The organism is Dactylosporangium salmoneum, assembly GCF_039532525.1.
Lineage (GTDB): Bacteria > Actinomycetota > Actinomycetes > Mycobacteriales > Micromonosporaceae > Dactylosporangium > Dactylosporangium salmoneum.
Genome location: NZ_BAAARV010000124.1, coordinates 1 through 16,644 on the forward strand (window position 1 = coordinate 1; position 16,644 = coordinate 16,644).

Sequence of the window (16,644 nt, forward strand, 5' to 3'; positions counted from 1 at the left end):
CCGCGCCCGCGCTGCCCGCGCCCGCGCTGCCCGCTGCACCGCCCGCGCCGTGCCGCGCCTGGGTCGTGTGCGCTGGGTGTCAGGTGACGCTCAGGTACAGCTGCGTGGCCTTCTCCTCCCTCGTGGCGATGACGGCGTGCTGGCCCGCGGCGGCGACGGTGATCTCCGGGCAGCGGGTGGTGCAGGCGACGGCGCGTTCCTCGGTCGTCGTGCCGTCGCTGGTCGAGACGGTCAGCAGGCGCAGGGCGCCCGAGGGGGCGCGCCACAGCACGTACGCGTGGCCGTCGGCCTCCGTGCCGGCCACGGGCTGGTAGCCGCTGAGGCCCGCCAGGTCCTTGTTCCACGTCGTCGCGCCCGTGCGCGGGTCGACGGCGGTCAGGTGGGCCTGGGCGCCGCCCTGGTCGGCGTAGATGAGGCTCGGCCCGGCGGGCACGGCCAGCGTGCCGGCGGCGTCGTGGCGGGCGCCGACCGTGCCGGTGGTGGCGTCCATGTACGTGACCCGCTGCGGCGTCGCGCCGGTCAGCGTGACGAAGCCGGCGCCCGCGGAGTACACCCGCAGCTCCGTGCCGCCCCGCTGGACCGCGTGCCACGACCACCGCTCCGACCCGGTCGCCGCGGCCAGCCCGACGGCCACGTCGTCGACGCCCTGCGCGCGGCAGCGCAGCGCCACCGCCAGGGTCTCGGCGGTGCCCGCCAGGTCGGTCACGTCGCACGCCGCGCCGTTGCGCACCGGCGCCCAGCGCCACCGTTGCTCGCCGGTGCGTGCGTCGATGCCGAGCAGCTCCCCGGCGCCGACGCCCGATCCGGACAGCACCGCCGTGCGACCCGCGGCGTGCACCGTCGCCATTTTGCCCGACTTGTACCGCTGCGAGAACCTCGCCGCCCCCGTGCCCGCGTCGAGGGCCGTCACCAGTACCCCGTCGTCGGTCCCGAACGCGACCACGACCGCGTCGTCGACCAGCCCCGCGGCCTGACTGGCCAGGTCGGTGCGCAGGTATTGCCAGGCCGGCGTGCCGCTGCCGAGCCACACGGCCCGGATGCCGTCGCCCGCGCGGAGAATCGCCAGGTCACCGTGCACGGCCACGAGCTCGACGCCGGCGAAGGGCAACGGCCACGCCTGGGCCTGCGCCGGGGGAGCCGCGCCGGCCGTGGTCGCGTTGACGAACCGGCCCTCGCGGGCCCAGTCCACCCCGACCGCGCCGGCTAGCAGGAGTACCACTGCCAATCCGCCGACCGCGGACCACGGCCGCCAGTCCGGCCCCGGCAACCGGCCCGCGCCGGTGACCGCGAGCACCACCCAGCCCAGGGTTAGCGTCACCGACCCCGCGACCGTGACCGGGCCGCCGAGGCCGATGCCCGCGCTCGGCTCGACCAGGCGCGCCAGCGCCGTCGCGATCACCGCCGCGGCCACGCCCGCGACCGCCGCCACGGCGGCGATGAGCCGGGCCCGGCGGGGCTCCGTGCGCGCATAGGCCAGGCAGAGCGCGCTCAGCAGCGGCCCCAGGAACGCGATCCCCGCAATGGTGACCAGGTCCGGGTGCCGTCCGTCGGCCAGCGTCCAGGGCAGCGCGAGCCCGGCGATGGTGGCGACCAGCCCGAGCCCGATGACGACGAACCCGGCGGCGCGTGCGAGGAGATTCACGAGGACAGAATGACGGGTGGGTGTGACAGTTTCACTCGGGCCGGGCGGGTTGCCGCTGTCGGTGAGCGGCCGGCGACGAGGAGGCGCCAAAACAGCGCCGGCCCCGAGCTCCTTGCGGAGTGGGGCCGGCGGCGGTGGTGCTGGGTGCGACTCAGGCGCTGAGGCGCTTCGCGAGGTTCTGGTCGAGCGCGTTCATGAACTCGTCCGTCGTCAGCCACGGGGCGTCGCGGGAGATCAGGAGGGCCAGGTCCTTGGTCATCTGGCCGCCCTCGACGGTGTCGATGCAGACCTGCTCCAGGGTGTTGGCGAAGCTGGTCACCTCGGGGGTGCCGTCAACCTTGCCGCGGTGGGCGAGGCCCCGGGTCCAGGCGAAGATGGACGCGATCGGGTTGGTCGACGTCTTCTCGCCCTTCTGCCACTGGCGGTAGTGCCGGGTCACCGTGCCGTGGGCGGCCTCGGCCTCGACCGTCTTGCCGTCCGGGGTCATCAGCACGCTGGTCATCAGGCCGAGCGAGCCGAAGCCCTGGGCCACGGTGTCCGACTGCACGTCGCCGTCGTAGTTCTTGGCGGCCCAGACGAAGCCACCCTCCCACTTCAGGGCGGCGGCGACCATGTCGTCGATGAGGCGGTGCTCGTAGGTGATGCCGGCCTGCGCGAACTCGTCCTTGAACTCGGCCTCGAAGACCTCGGCGAAGAGGTCCTTGAAGCGGCCGTCGTACGCCTTCAGGATCGTGTTCTTGGTCGACAGGTACACCGGGTAGCCCCGGTCCAGGCCGTAGCGGAACGACGCCCGGGCGAAGTCGCGGATCGAGTCGTCGTAGTTGTACATGCCCATGGCCACGCCGCCGCCGGGGAAGTTGGCGACCTCGAACTCCATGGGGGCGCCGCCGTCGGCGGGCGTGTAGGTCACGGTGACCTTGCCCGGGCCCGGGACGACGAAGTCGGTGGCCTTGTACTGGTCGCCGTGGGCGTGACGGCCGATGATGATCGGCTTGGTCCAGCCGGGGACGAGCCGCGGCACGTTCGACATGATGATCGGCTCGCGGAAGACCACGCCGCCGAGGATGTTGCGGATCGTGCCGTTCGGGGAGCGCCACATCTTCTTGAGCGAGAACTCCTCGACGCGGGCCTCGTCGGGGGTGATCGTGGCGCACTTGACCCCGACGCCGTACTGCTTGATGGCGTTCGCGGCGTCCACGGTGACCTGGTCGTCGGTCTGGTCGCGGTACTCGATCGACAGGTCGTAGTACTTGAGGTCGACGTCGAGGTACGGCAGGATCAGCTGCTCGCGGATCTGCTTCCAGATGATCCGGGTCATCTCGTCGCCGTCGAGCTCGACGACAGGGTTGTTTACCTTGATCTTCGCCATCGGCCGGGCGCTCCTCTCGCGCTGCCTCCCGCGGTCTCCGCCGCCGTGGGCAGTCCTCGCTGATTCCAGCACTCTTCGCCACGCGTCGCCGGCAGGGTTCCGGTTCCGCTAGCAGTACGAGCGTACTGCATGGTTTGGGCGCCTCACCCCGCGGCCCTCACCCCGACCAAAAATCGTGATATGTCCGACACGCCGCGACCTACGCCGTCCACTCGGCCCCGGCGGGGGTGTCGCGGACAGTCACCCCCGCCGAGGCCAGCACATCCCGCAGCGCGTCACTCAGGGCCCAGTCCTTCGCGGAGCGGGCCGACGTGCGCAGGCCGACCAGCGCGGCGACCAGCGGCGTGAAGCGGTCCGGCCCCGCGAAGGAGCCCAGCCGCACGAGCATCCGGCGCAGCGACGCCCGCGCCTGCTCCCGCTCGTCCGACACGTCCGTGTCCGCGACCCAGTCCTGCAGCGCCTGCTCCAGGTCGAGCGCCGCGGCCACGCACCCGTCCGCCTCCCGCGCCTCGTAACAGGCGTCGAACCGGGCTATGACGGACAGCGTCAGTGCGGAAAGCGAGGTGGGTGGGAGAGCCTCGGCCGCCGCGGTGACCTCGGGGGCGGCGGCGACGGCGTCGAAGGAGCCCGCGGCGAGGGCCGAGAACGGCAGCGTCGTGCCGGCCGGCCACCACTGCGACCGGCCGCCCCGGCGCAGGGTCAGGCCGCCGTTGCCGACCACCCGGACCGAGCGGGTGGCGAGGTCGAAGAGGCCGGCCGTGTGCTCGTCGATGCCGATGATGAACGCCTCGGCCGGCAGTGCGGGCTCCAGGGCCGACAGGCGCCGCTCGCCGAGGTAGCAGAAGCGAGTGTCGTGGTGGCCGCCCTCGGCGTTGTCGTAGTGCGGCACGAGCACCGCCGGCAGCCCGGTCGCCCGGTGGAAGAGGTCGAGGCCGGGCACCCAGTGCGGCTCGATGCCGGCCTTGTAGATCTCGTACACCGGGATCGTGTGCGACCCGAGCGTCAGCGCCGCGGCACTGGCGAAGCAGACCACCCTTCCGGCGCCGAGGACTTCGGTCAGTACCGCCGGGAATTCCGTGTCCGTCCACTGCCGCAGCGCATAGGTCGGGCTGCCCGGGCCCGCGAACAGCCAGCCCGCCTCGCGCAGGGCGGCCAGCGCGCGCTCCCTCGGCAGGCCGGGCTCGGGGACGGTGCGCCAGCCGACCACGGAGAGCCGGCGGCCGGTGCTGTCGGCGAAGTACTTGACGGCCTTGGCCGAGATGTCGTCCGCGTTCTCCTGGAACCCGTAGGGCGTGTCCAGCAGTACCGCCGGAAGATCCCCGCAGCGCTGGAGGATCTCGCGGTGCGGCTTGACCATCGTGGGGGCGGTCTCCCCGGAGCCCATGATCACCAGGAGGCCGGTCATGCGAGGCTCAGCAGATCGGCCGCGATGGACGCGGGGTGCTGGGCGTGCAGGTCGTGGTCGCCGTCGGGGTACGGACGGATCTTGACGTCCCGCAGGCCGGCGAGGTTGGGCGTCCTGGTCCCGGCAGGAATGGCCAGCACGGGGACGTCGATCTGGCCGAAGTACCGCTGCGGCGGATCGTCCCACATGCTGCGCACGATCCGCATGTGCTGCGGGATGGGCAGCCGGCGGGAGAGGGAGTCGTCCGGCCCGACGGCCAGGTTGAAGATCGTCGCCTCAACGGCCCAGGGCTCCCAGTCGGGGTGGGCCGAGCGCAGCCGCTCCCGCAGGCGGGCCGCGCTCATGCCGGTCACGTCCGGCGGGCGGAGCATCGCCGCGCAGGTCTCCCAGTCGGGGAACTGCGCGGCGAGGTCGATCCACCCGCCGTCGACCAGGCCCAGCGCGCGCACCCGCTCGGGGTGCCGGGCGGCCAGCTGGACCACGACGTTGCCGCCCCACGACTGACCGGCCACGATCGCCGGCGGGAGGCCCAGCCCGGCGAGGTCGTCGGCGGCGGTCGCGGTGTCGTGGCCGTCGGCGGCGCCGGGCGACTCGCCGTGCGAGCGCAGGTCGACGGCGTACGCCGGATGGCCCGCCGCGACCAGGTGCCCGGCGACGCCGTCCCACAGCCGCGCGTTCGACGACAACCCGTGCACGAGCAGGAAGGGCACTCCCGCGAGGCCGTCCCCGTGCACGCGAACGTGAAGCCTCATGGAGACGAGCCTAGATCCCGCGGCCCCTCCGGTGGAGGGCCCCGAGCACGCTTTCGACCCTGACCACGCCGGTCACGGCGGCCAGCGCGATCGCGGCGCGCGGCTCGCGCCAGTTGGAGCGCATGGCGGCCTTGGTCCAGCGCCAGGCGTCGCGGCGGTTGCCGGTCGCCGCCGACCAGCACGCGAGCTGGCCGTAGACGCGGCCGGCGCCCGTGGTGGAGGCGGCGATCTCCGGGTGCCGGGCCATCATCCAGCGCAGGGAGGCCATCTTGGTGGCGTACTCGTACGCGAACAGCGACGAACGCCCCCACAGCACCCGCACGAGCGGCTCGTCGACGTGCACGATCTCGCCCCGCTTGGCCGCCCGCAGCAGCAGGTCCCAGTCCTCGTTCTGGCTGCCCGGGGCGTCCTCGGCGACCAGGCCCATCGCGTCGCGGGCGAAGGCGGCCCGGCGCATCAGGAACGTCGAGGAGTGCAGCATCGACATCCGCGAACGGACCAGGTCGTCGAGGCCCACCAGCGACGCCCCGGCCAGCCGCGGGGTGAGCCGGTCGCCGAACTCGACCTCGATCGCCGACGTGCAGAACTCCGCCTGCGGGCGCTGCTGCAGCGCGTGCACCTGGCGGCGCAGCTTGGTCGGCAGCCACACGTCGTCGTCGTCGCAGAAGGCGACCAGGTCGGTGTCCAGCGCCACGATGCCGGTGTTGCGCGCCCCGGCGAGGCCCGGCTTGCGCAGGTTGGGCAGCACGTCCAGCGGGCGGTCGCCGCCCCGGCACAGGCCCGCGTCGGTCTCGTGCTGGTCGAAGACCACGATGGTGCGCACCGGGCCGGGATAGTCCTGGGCGACGATCCCGGCCACCGCGCGGCGCAGCAACTCGGGCCGGTTGCGGGTCGGCACGATCACGCCGACGCTCGGCCAGTGTCCGGCCGTGCTCATCGGGCGCCCCGATATCCGTAGGCGCCGAGCAGGGGCGCGGTTAGCGCGCTCACGACCCGCCGCTGCCCTCCGGGCAGGGCCGTGCGCCAGGCGTCGTCGCGGCGCAGGGGTACCGGCCCGACGGTGAAGCGCATGGGGTTGCCGGCGGCGCTGTGGCACGGGCCCAGCTCGGCCACGCCGTCGCGGATGAAGCCCATGTCGCCGGGGTCGATGCCGACGAACTCGGATAGCTCGCGCAGAACGGCGGACGGGTCCTCCAGCAGCGACTCGTATCGCACCCGAGTGACCGGCACGCCGCACTTGTGCAGCGCCGAGAACGCGACGTTGTGGGCGTTCCACAGCAGGGCCGAGTGCCCGGGGGAGTACCGCGTCATCTCCTCCGCGTTGTCCGTCTCCGGCCGCGTGACCTTCTTCGTCCACGAGTACGCCACCCCGCGGCTGTCCCGCACCACGTGCGCCACCCGCAGGTCGAGCCCCGGCGCGAAGCGCAGGCAGTAGGCCAGCGCCGCGTGCTTGGAGGAGTCGACCAGCACCTCGGCGCCGGAGACGACCGCGGCGGCCTCGTAGAGCCGGGCGTACCAGTCGGCGTACTCCTCGACCAGCAGCCGATGGGCCGGGCTCATCCGCACGCTGGCCAGCCGCGGGATGTGCCGGGTCCGCTCGACCGCGTGGCGCAGCGCGAGCACCCGCCACACGTCGACGTGGTGCCAGCCGCCGAACGCCTTCTCGCCGACCTCCCGCCAGAAGCCGCACTCGGAGAAGTGCTCGCCGCAGGCGCAGCGCTCGTCACCGGCCACGTCGCGCTCCCACAGGTGCACGACCTCCCCGAGCGGGCACACGCCGGGCAGCTCCCCCAACAGGCGTTCGAGCAGCGTGGTGCCGCTGCGCCCGAGCCCACCGAGGAACAGAACGCGTACCAAAGCGTCCTCCTTGGTCGTTTTGGTAGATATGCCAGTTTCGCTGGCATCTGGTGGGTCTAACGAGGAATTGCGGACGAACGATGCTGCGCAGCTACACGCACACCCGGCGGGTCCCCGTCGGCGACCTTGCCGTCGACCCGCTCACCGAGGGCGAGGTCGTCGCCCGGGTCCTCGCCGCCCTCGACGAGGGCCGCGGCGGCTGGATCGTCACGCCGAACGTCGACATCCTTCGGCAGGTGGCCCGCGACGCCGCCCTGCGCGCGACGCTCGGCGGCGCCGACCTGGTCGTCGCCGACGGCGCCCCGCTGATCTGGGCCGCCCGGCTGGCCGGCCGCGCGCTACCGGCCCGGGTCCCCGGCTCCGACCTGATCTGGTCGCTCTCCCGTGGCCTGGCGCACCGGCGCGGCCGCGTCTTCGTGCTCGGCGGCGCCCCGTCCACCGACGGCGAGCCGGATGGCGCCCACCGCGCCGCCGCGCGCCTGGCCGACGCCTTTCCCGGGCTGCGCATCGCCGGCGCGCACTGCCCACCGTTCGGCTTCGACCGCAGCCCCCGGGCGCTTCGCTCCGTCTGCGCGAGGGTCATCAAGGCTCAACCGCAGATGGTGTACGTCGGGATCGGCTTCCCCCGCCAAGAGCACCTGATCGCGCGACTGCGCGACCACCTGCCCGGCACCTGGTTCCTCGGCTGCGGCGCCGCGGTGAACTTCGTGGCCGGCGACATCCGCCGCGCCCGGCCGGCGCTGCAGAGGGCCGGCCTGGAGTGGCTGGACCGCCTGGCCCGCGAGCCGCGCCGCCTGGCCCGGCGCTACCTGCGCGAGGACGCCCCCTTCGCCGCCGCCCTGCTCGCCCGCTCCCTGCACCACCGCCTGACCCACCGCCCGGCCCACCGCGCCTGATCCGCCGCTCGCGGACCGTCCGCTCAAGGCCGTGTGGCCCATCAAGCGGCGCGGCTGGCCGGGTCGAGCGGCGATGGCGGATCATCGAGCGCGCCAAGCCGCTCAAGGCCGTGTCGCCCCAGCTGGCGGCACGCTCGAGCCCGTGCGGCGCCCCAGCCCAGCGGCCTGCGGCGGCCAGGCTTCCCGCGCTCGGCCCGGCGGCCCGCGGCGGCCAGGCTTCCCGCGCTCGGCCCGGCGGCCTGCGGCGGCCAGGCTTCCCGCGCTCGGCCCGGCGGCCCGCGGCGGCCAGGCTTCCCGCGCTCGGCCCGGCGGCCCGCGGCGGCCGGGCTACCTGCGCTCGGCCCGGTGCACGGCCTCGATGTAGTCCAGCGCCGCCGTACGCAGCGCGTCCTCCGCGTCCAACCCTTCCGCCCGCCCCCGCGCGACCAGCGCAAAGAGCTCCCCGCCGAGCGTTTCAGGCCCCGGATTCGGTACCTCGAGACCCGCCCGCTCCACCCGCTCCACCCGCTGCAGCAGCTTGGCGGCCAGCGCCAGCGCGGGCTGCGACAGCGCGACCCCGTCCACCGCCGAGCCGCGCGCCTTCTCCGCTTTCTTGATCTGCTCCCAGTTGGCGATGATCTCCTCGATCCCACCCACCTCGGCGTCGGCGAACACGTGCGGATTGCGCCGGATCAGCTTCGCCACCAGGTCGCCGGCCACGTCGTCGACGCTGAAGCCGGAGGTCTCCTCGGCGAGCCGGGCGTGCAGCACCACCTGGAGCAGCACGTCCCCGAGTTCCTCCCGCACCGCCTCGGCGTCATCGTCCCGGATGGCGTCGTAGAGCTCGTACGCCTCCTCGAGCAGGAAGTGCGCCAGGGTCGCGTGCGTCTGCGCCCGCTTCCAGGGGTCCCCGGCCTCGGGGTGCATGAGCCGGTCCATGACGGTCACGACGTCGAGCAGCCGCGCCCCCGCCGGGTCCCACGACCCGTAGAGCAGCTCCAGCTCGGCCAGTCCCGGCTCGCGGGCCAGGCGCAGCCCCAGCTCCCGGGCCAGCTGCTCGTCGCCGTCGGGCCCGGCCAGCCAGACCACCGTCCCGTGCGCCGCGATCGCCGCGACGAGCGCGTCGACGTCGTGCGCACCGACCGTGACCGAGGCCCCCGCCGCCCGCAGCGCCGCCACCTGCTCGGACTCGTCCGCGGTGAGCACCGGGTGCGCCCGCACGAGATCCCAGGCCTGCGCCGTGAGCACCCCGGCGGGCAGCCGGGGCGAGGTCACCAACAACACAACCCGCCCGCTCACGCCGTCACCTCCGCTGCGCTGCGGTGCCGACGTGCCTGGCTGTGCCCATGGTGAGCGGCCACTCCGCTGCGCTCCGTACCGCTCACGCCGCCACCTCCGCTGCGCTGCGGTGCCGACGTGCCTGGCTGTGCCCATGGTGAGCGGCCACTCCGCTGCGCTCCGTACCGCTCACGCCGCCACCTCCGGAAACGCGAGGTCGACCTCAACGCCCTGGCCGATGAAGACCGGGAACACTGGCTCGTACCGCGGATTGACCACCACATCGCCGCCGTGGATCGCCTCGGCGAAGTGCTTCTGCGCCTCGAACACCGGCCCGATCTCGATGTGCCGCCGCGCCTCGGCGACCGTGACGTCGACGTCGGCCGCCGTCAGCGCGTCGACCAGCCGCTGCGCCTCCTCGTTGGTGAGCGGCCGGGCCATCTCGACGTTGGCCGCCGCGCTCACGAGCGAGAAGCACTGGGCCCACAGCCGCACGTATTCGCTGTTCTCCGGCAGCCTGAAGTACACCGCGAACATCGCCGGATCGGGCGGCGCGACCTCCAGCTTGCGCTGGGCGGCCAAGCGCCTGCCGGCATCACCGCAGATGAACAGCGACACGACCTGGCTGGGGCTGCTGCCGGGGGCCGAGCGCACGATCCGATCGACCTGGTCCACGGTGACCTTCCGGTCCCCGAGGTAGACCGCGACGCTCGGCTCGGCCCGGCAACCCGCGAGCCCGGCCGCCGCCAGGACCGCGACCACGGCCGCGACCACGCGCCTCACGGCTTGGCCGCCACGGTCTTCGGGGCCGGGTCGCCGAGGACCGTGCTCAGCAGCTCCGCGGCCCACTCGAGCAGCTGGGTGTCGCGCATCGGCTCGCCGCCCACCCGCCGGGTCGAGGGGCGCGGCAGGGAGACGGTGTCGGCGGCGGACTTGTACACGGACTCGGGGTAGAGGCGCTTGAGGCGCATCTGCTTGGAGTCCGGCAGCTGCAGCGGCCCGAAGCGGACGTGCTTGCCCTGCAGGGAGACGTCGGTCAGGCCGTGGGTGCGGGCCAGGAACCGGAAGCGGGCCACCGCCACCAGGTTGGCCACCGGGAGCGGGGGCTCGCCGTAGCGGTCGCGCATCTCGGCGACGATCTCGTCCAGCGCCGCGCTGTCCTTGGCGCCGGCGATCTTGCGGTAGATCTCCAGGCGGAGGCGCTCGGCGGAGATGTACTCCAGCGGGAGGTGGGCGTCGACGGGCAGGTCGATCTTGACGTCCTGCTCCTCTTCCTCGGGGCGCTCGCCTTTGAACTGCGCGACGGCCTCGCCGACCATGCGCACGTAGAGGTCGAAGCCCACGCCCTCGATGTGCCCGGACTGCTCGCCGCCCAGCAGGTTGCCGGCGCCGCGGATCTCCAGGTCCTTCATCGCCACGTACATGCCGGCGCCGAGCTCCGTGTGCTGGGCGATGGTGGCCAGCCGCTCGTGGGCGTGCTCGGTCAGCGGCTTGTCCGGCGGGTAGAGGAAGTAGGCGTAGGCGCGCTCGCGGCCGCGGCCCACCCGGCCCCGGATCTGGTGCAGCTGGGCCAGGCCGAGCAGGTCGGCGCGCTCGACGATCAGGGTGTTGGCGTTGGGAATGTCGATGCCGCTCTCCACGATCGTGGTGCAGACCAGGACGTCGTACTCCTTCTCCCAGAACCCCACCATGATCTTCTCGAGGGCGTCTTCGGTCATCTGACCGTGCGCGACCGCGATGCGCGCCTCGGGCACCAGCTCGCGCAGCCGGCGGGCCGCCCGCTCGATCGACTCGACCCGGTTGTGCAGGTAGAAGACCTGACCGTCGCGCAGCAGCTCGCGGTGGATGGCCGCGGCCACCTGCCTGTCGTCCTGGGCGCCGACGAAGGTGAGCACCGGGTGGCGCTCCTCCGGCGGGGTGGCGATGGTCGACATCTCGCGGATGCCGGTGATGGCCATCTCCAGGGTGCGGGGGATCGGCGTGGCCGACATGGTCAGCACGTCGACCGAGGCTCGCAGCTGCTTGAGGAACTCCTTGTGCTCGACGCCGAAGCGCTGCTCCTCGTCGACGATGACCAGGCCCAGCTGTTTGAACCGGGTCGACTGCTGTAGCAGCCGGTGGGTGCCGATGACGATGTCGACGGTGCCTTCGGTGGCCTTCTCGAGGGTCAGCTTCGTCTCCGTCGGGGTCTGGAAGCGCGAGAGCTGGCGCACCTCGACCGGGAACTGCGAGACCCGCTCGGAGAAGGTGTTGAAGTGCTGCTGGGCCAGCAGCGTGGTCGGCACCAGCACGGCCACCTGCTTGCCGTCCTGCACCGCCTTGAAGGCGGCCCGCACCGCGATCTCGGTCTTGCCGTAGCCGACGTCGCCGCAGATCAGCCGGTCCATCGGGACCGACTTCTCCATGTCGATCTTGACCTCCTCGATCGCGGCCAGCTGGTCGGGGGTCTCCTGGTAGGGGAAGGCGTCCTCCAGCTCACGCTGCCACGGGGTGTCGGGGCCGAAGGCGTGGCCCTGGGAGTTCTGCCGCACGGCGTAGAGCTGGATGAGCTGCGCGGCGATCTCGCGGACCGCCTTGCGGGCCCGGGACTTCGCCTTCTGCCACTCGGAGCCGCCCATCTTGTGCAGCGTCGGGGCCTCGCCGCCGACGTAGCGGGAGAGCTGGTCGAGCTGGTCGGTCGGCACGAACAACCGGTCGCCGGGCTGGCCGCGCTTGGACGCCGCGTATTCGATCACCAGGTATTCGCGGTCGGCGCCGTTGACGGTGCGCTGCACCATCTCGACGTAGCGGCCGATGCCGTGCTGCTCGTGCACCACGAAGTCCCCGGTGCGCAGCTCCAGCGGGTCGATCTGGTTGCGCCGCCGGCTCGGCATCTTGCGCATGTCCTTGGTCGACGCGCCGCGACCGCCGGAGATGTCGGTGTTGGTGACGACCGCGAGCCGGGCCGCTTCGTCGAGGAAGCCCAGCTCCAGCGAGCCGGTGGTGATGACGATGACGCCGGGCGCCGGCGGCTGCTCCAGCGACTCGCTCAGGGCCACCCCGAGGTCGGCCCCGCGCAGCACCTCGGCCGCCCGCTGGGCCGGCCCGGTGCCCTCGAAGACCAGCGCGACCCGCCAGCCCTCGCCGGTGAGCCGCTTGAGGTCGTCGACGACCCGGGCAGTCTCCCCGTGATAAAGCGGGGCGGCCTGCGCCGCCAGCGCGATCGTGACGGCATCATCGGATACCGGCGTAACAAGATCCTCGCCGAGGCGCCAAGGCTCATCAAGAACGGGAGAAGTCTCCGCGGCCGCGAACGGGCTCAGCGACCACCACGGCTGGCCGAGCGAGGCGGCCGCCGCCCGGACGTCGCCCAGGTGGCGGAAGGCCGCCGCGCCGAGGTCGATGGGGGCCTTGCCGCCGACCGCGGCCGCCGCCCAGCTCGCCTCCAGGAACTCCTCGCTGGTGCGGACCAGGTCGTGGGCCCGGGTGCGGATCCGCTCCGGGTCGCACAGCAGCACGTGGGTGCCCGCCGGCATGGTGTGCAGCACCAGCTCCAGGGCCTCGGAGCCGCCCAGCAGCGCCGGGGCGAGCGACTCCATGCCCTCCACCGGGATGCCGCCGGCCAGCTTGTCGAGCATTTCGGCCAGCTGCGGGTGGTCGGTGGACAGTGCCGCCGCCCGGGCCTTCACCTCGTCGGTGAGCAGCAGCTCGCGGCAGGGCGGGGCCCAGAGCCGCTCGACCTTCTCGATCGTGCGCTGGTCGGCCACCGCGAACGAGCGGATCTCCTCGACCTCGTCGCCCCAGAACTCCACCCGCAGCGGGTGCTCCTCGGTCGGCGGGAACACGTCGAGGATGCCGCCGCGGACCGCGAACTCGCCGCGCTTGGTGACCAGGTCGACCCGGGCGTAGGCGAGCTCGCCCAGGCGGGTGGTCAGCGCGTCGAGGTCGGCCGCGCCGCCTGGCCGCAGCTCGATCGGCTCCAGGTCACCCAGGCCCTTGAGCTGCGGCTGCAGGACCGAGCGGACCGGCGCGACGACCACCCGGGGCCGGGGCGCCGCCTCGGTCGGGTGGGCCAGCCGGCGAAGCACCGCCAGGCGCCGCCCGACGGTGTCGGAGCGGGGGGAGAGGCGCTCGTGCGGCAGCGTCTCCCACGACGGGTAGACCGCCACCAGGTCCGGATCGAGCAGGCAGCCCAGGGCCGCGGCCAGGTCCTCGGCCTCGCGGCCGGTGGCGGTCACGGCGAGCACCGGGCGCTCGGCGGCCACGACGGCGGTCACCACCGCGCGCAGGGAGGGCGGCCCGGTCAGGTCGACCTGGTCGGAGTGCCCGGCGCGGGCGAGGTCACGCACGCGGGCGAGGGCGGGATCGTCGAGAGCGGCGGCAGTGATACCGGCGAGCTTCATGGTGAAATGCACCCATCTGCACGGCAAACAGCCCCGGCACCCAGACGGGCGGGGGGTGGTCGATGCGCATCCAGACTATCGGGCGGGTATGACGAAACCTCGGGGGGCAATGCCGGGTGAGATCCTGAGACCTGACTCACCGCAAGGTCACGGAGCGCACCCGCAGCGGATACGATGCCCTGAATTGGACAGCGCTGTCCCCCCAGGCCGAGCCGAGCCAACTTGGAGGGGACACAACATGTCCGCTGGGACCTCGGAAGAGTCGACCGCCGACGCCGCCCTGCGTGCCGACATCCGCAGGCTAGGGTCGCTGCTCGGCCAGAGCCTCGTGCGCCAGGACGGCCAGCAGCTGCTGGACCTCGTGGAGGAGGTCCGCGCGCTGGTCCGCACCGACCCGGAGGCCGCCGCCGAGCGCCTGCACGGCCTCGACGTGGTCACGGGCACGCAGCTGGCCCGGGCCTTCTCGACGTACTTCCACCTCGCCAACATCACCGAGCAGGTGCACCGCGCCCGGGAGCTGCGCCGCATCCGCGTGCGCGAGGGCGGCTGGCTCGAGCGGGCGGCCAAGCTGATCGCCGACCGCGGCGTCGGGGTCCGCGAGATCGGCTCCATCGCCTCCAAGCTCGCCGTCCGCCCGGTCTTCACGGCCCACCCCACCGAGGCCGCGCGCCGCTCGATCCTGACCAAGCTGCGGGCCGTCGGCGACGAGCTGGACGCCGAGGCCGTGGCCACCGCGCTGGACGGCTCGGCCGAGCCGGACAAGAGCCGCACCGCGCGCACCGACCGCCGCCTGGCCGAGCTGCTCGACCTGCTCTGGCAGACCGACGAGCTGCGCCTGGAGCGGCCGGAGCCCAGCGACGAGGCGCGCAACGCCGTGTACTACCTCGCCGACCTGGCCGACGGCGCCGCCCCGCAGGTGCTGGACGACCTCTACGAGACGCTGCGCGACCTGGGCGTACAGCTGGCCCCCACCGCCCGCCCGCTGACCTTCGGCTCGTGGATCGGTGGCGACCGCGACGGCAACCCGTTCGTGACGCCGGCGGTGACCCGGGACGTGCTGCTCATCCAGCACGAGTACGGCATCCGCATGGCCGAGGGCGTGATCGACGCCCTGATCGACGAGATCTCGGTCTCCAAGCGCCTGCGCGGCGTCTCGCTGGACCTCTCCGCGAGCCTCGCCGCCGACCTGGACAACCTGCCGGAACTGCCGCCCCGCTACCGCCGGGTCAACATGGAGGAGTCCTACCGGCTCAAGCTGCGCTGCATCCGGCTCAAGCTCGGCCACACCCGGACCCGCCTGGCCACCGGCACGCCGCACAAGCCCGGCCGCGACTACCTCGGCACCGGCGAGCTGATCGCCGACCTCGAGCTGATGCGCGCCTCGCTGGCCCGCAACGGCGGCCAGCTGGCCGCGACCGGCAAGCTGGCCTCGGCGATCCGCACGCTGTCCGCCTTCGGCCTGCAGCTGGCCACGCTGGACGTGCGCGAGCACGCCGACGCCCACCACGAGGTGCTCTCCCAGCTGTACCGCCGGGTCGGCGAGGTCGACTACGCCCAGCTGGACCGCGACGGGCGCCGCCAGCTGCTCGTCGACGAGCTCAACGGCCGCCGGCCGCTGGCCACCCGCGACACCGGGCTGAGCGACAGCGCGCGCAAGACGTTCGACGTGTTCGCGGCCATCCGCGAGGTGCAGGAGCGCTTCGGTCCCGAGGTCATCGAGACGTACATCATCTCGATGACCCAGGGCATCGACGACGTCCTGGCCGCGGTCGTGCTCGCCCGCGAGTGGGGCCTGGTCGAGGTCAGCGCCGGGGCCGGCTTCGGCGGGGCCTCGATGGAGTCCGCGCGCGCCCGGGTCGGCTTCGCCCCGCTGCTGGAGCAGGCCCGCGAGCTGGAGATGGCCGGCGAGATCCTGGACGAGCTGCTGTCGATCCCGGTGTACCGGGCCATCGTGCGCGCCCGCGGCGACGTGCAGGAGGTCATGCTCGGCTACTCCGACTCCAACAAGGACGCCGGCATCACCACCTCCCAGTGGATGATCCACAAGGCCCAGCGCCAGCTGCGCGACGTCGCGGCCCGCCACGGCGTGCGGCTGCGGCTGTTCCACGGCCGCGGCGGCACCGTCGGGCGCGGCGGCGGCCCCACCCACGAGGCGATCCTGGCCCAGCCGTGGGGCACGCTGGACGGCGCGATCAAGGTGACCGAGCAGGGCGAGGTCATCTCCGACAAGTACACGCTGCCGGCCCTGGCCCGGGAGAACCTCGAGCTGACCCTGGCCGCCGTGTTGCAGAGCGCGCTGCTGCACACCGAGCCGCGGCAGCCCGCCGAGGCCCTGGCCCGCTGGGACTCGGCCATGGAGACGGTGTCCTCGGCGGCGTTCGCCACCTACCGGTCGCTGGTCGAGAACCCCGATCTTCCGGCGTACTTCTGGGCCGCCACCCCCACCGAGCTGCTCGGCGCCCTCAACATCGGCTCGCGCCCGGCCAAGCGGCCGAACGCCGACGCCGGCCTGTCCGGGCTGCGGGCCATCCCGTGGGTGTTCGGCTGGACCCAGTCGCGCCAGATCGTGCCCGGCTGGTTCGGCGTGGGCAGCGGCCTCAAGGCGGCCCGCGAGGCCGGCCTCGGCGACGTGCTGCGCGAGATGCACAAGAAGTGGCACTTCTTCGCCACGTTCCTGTCCAACGTCGAGATGATGCTGCAGAAGACCGACCTGGAGATCGCGTCGCGGTACGTCGAGACGCTGGTCCCCGAGCCGCTGCAGCCGATCTTCGACGTGATCAGCGAGGAGTACCGCCAGACGCTGGCCGAGGTGCTCGCGATCACCGGCGAGGACCGGCCGCTGGACCACCAGCCGGTGCTGCAGCGCACGCTGGAGGTGCGCGACACCTACCTGCAGCCGCTGCACCACCTGCAGGTGACGCTGCTGGACCAGTACCGCGCCAGCAAGAGCGCCGACAACGGCGCCTGGCCCGGCGGACGGCGATCCTCGCCCGACCCGGCCCTGGAGCGGGCTCTGCTGACGACCATCAATGGCATCGCGGCGGGCATGCGCAACACCGGATGAGCGCTGTGGCAGGCTTGCGG

General features: G+C 73.2%; 11 protein-coding genes. 2 read left to right on the plus strand and 9 right to left on the minus strand.

Annotation, left to right across the window (positions count from 1 at the left end; translation table 11 throughout):
- Window positions 1–79: 79 nt before the first annotated feature.
- The 6 genes from ABD352_RS52085 to ABD352_RS52110 form a co-directional block, all read right to left on the minus strand.
- Window positions 80–1,642, minus strand: a complete 1,563-nt coding sequence (locus ABD352_RS52085) for a PQQ-binding-like beta-propeller repeat protein (protein ID WP_344620116.1) — start codon at window positions 1,640–1,642, stop codon at window positions 80–82.
- Between the two features lie 151 nt (window positions 1,643–1,793).
- A complete protein-coding gene (locus ABD352_RS52090) occupies window positions 1,794–3,011 on the minus strand; it encodes an NADP-dependent isocitrate dehydrogenase (RefSeq protein WP_344620117.1) in 1,218 nt (405 codons plus the stop codon).
- A 199-nt stretch (window positions 3,012–3,210) separates the two neighbouring features.
- Window positions 3,211–4,416, minus strand: coding sequence for a CysS/YqeB C-terminal domain-containing protein (locus tag ABD352_RS52095; RefSeq protein WP_344620118.1), 1,206 nt, complete (start codon window positions 4,414–4,416; stop codon window positions 3,211–3,213).
- Window positions 4,413–5,168, minus strand: a complete 756-nt coding sequence (locus tag ABD352_RS52100; RefSeq protein WP_344620119.1) for an alpha/beta fold hydrolase — start codon at window positions 5,166–5,168, stop codon at window positions 4,413–4,415. Before ABD352_RS52100 ends, ABD352_RS52095 begins: the two co-directional genes overlap by 4 nt.
- A gap of 10 nt (window positions 5,169–5,178) precedes the next feature.
- Window positions 5,179–6,105, minus strand: a complete 927-nt coding sequence (locus tag ABD352_RS52105; RefSeq protein ID WP_344620120.1) for a glycosyltransferase family 2 protein — start codon at window positions 6,103–6,105, stop codon at window positions 5,179–5,181.
- Window positions 6,102–7,025, minus strand: a complete 924-nt coding sequence (locus tag ABD352_RS52110; protein WP_344620121.1) for a sulfotransferase — start codon at window positions 7,023–7,025, stop codon at window positions 6,102–6,104. Before ABD352_RS52110 ends, ABD352_RS52105 begins: the two co-directional genes overlap by 4 nt.
- Window positions 7,026–7,105: 80 nt before the next feature.
- On the opposite strand from ABD352_RS52110, the gene ABD352_RS52115 reads away from it, so the two are divergent.
- Entirely contained in the window at window positions 7,106–7,921 is an 816-nt protein-coding gene (locus tag ABD352_RS52115; RefSeq protein WP_344620122.1) for a WecB/TagA/CpsF family glycosyltransferase, read from the plus strand.
- A 327-nt stretch (window positions 7,922–8,248) separates the two neighbouring features.
- Here ABD352_RS52115 and ABD352_RS52120 read toward each other — a convergent pair whose 3' ends face one another.
- The 3 genes from ABD352_RS52120 to mfd all read right to left on the minus strand — a co-directional run bounded on the left by ABD352_RS52120 (window position 8,249) and on the right by mfd (window position 13,560).
- Window positions 8,249–9,199, minus strand: a complete 951-nt coding sequence (locus tag ABD352_RS52120; RefSeq protein WP_344620123.1) for a nucleoside triphosphate pyrophosphohydrolase — start codon at window positions 9,197–9,199, stop codon at window positions 8,249–8,251.
- A 168-nt stretch (window positions 9,200–9,367) separates the two neighbouring features.
- Entirely contained in the window at window positions 9,368–9,961 is a 594-nt protein-coding gene (locus ABD352_RS52125; protein ID WP_344620124.1) for a hypothetical protein, read from the minus strand.
- Complete coding sequence (gene mfd, locus ABD352_RS52130; protein ID WP_344620125.1) at window positions 9,958–13,560, minus strand: transcription-repair coupling factor; 3,603 nt, start codon at window positions 13,558–13,560, stop codon at window positions 9,958–9,960. Before mfd ends, ABD352_RS52125 begins: the two co-directional genes overlap by 4 nt.
- Window positions 13,561–13,798: 238 nt before the next feature.
- Between mfd and ppc the strand changes: the two genes are divergently transcribed.
- On the plus strand, window positions 13,799–16,624 hold the full coding sequence (gene ppc / locus ABD352_RS52135; RefSeq protein WP_344620126.1) for a phosphoenolpyruvate carboxylase: 2,826 nt from the start codon (window positions 13,799–13,801) through the stop codon (window positions 16,622–16,624).
- Window positions 16,625–16,644 lie beyond the last annotated feature (20 nt).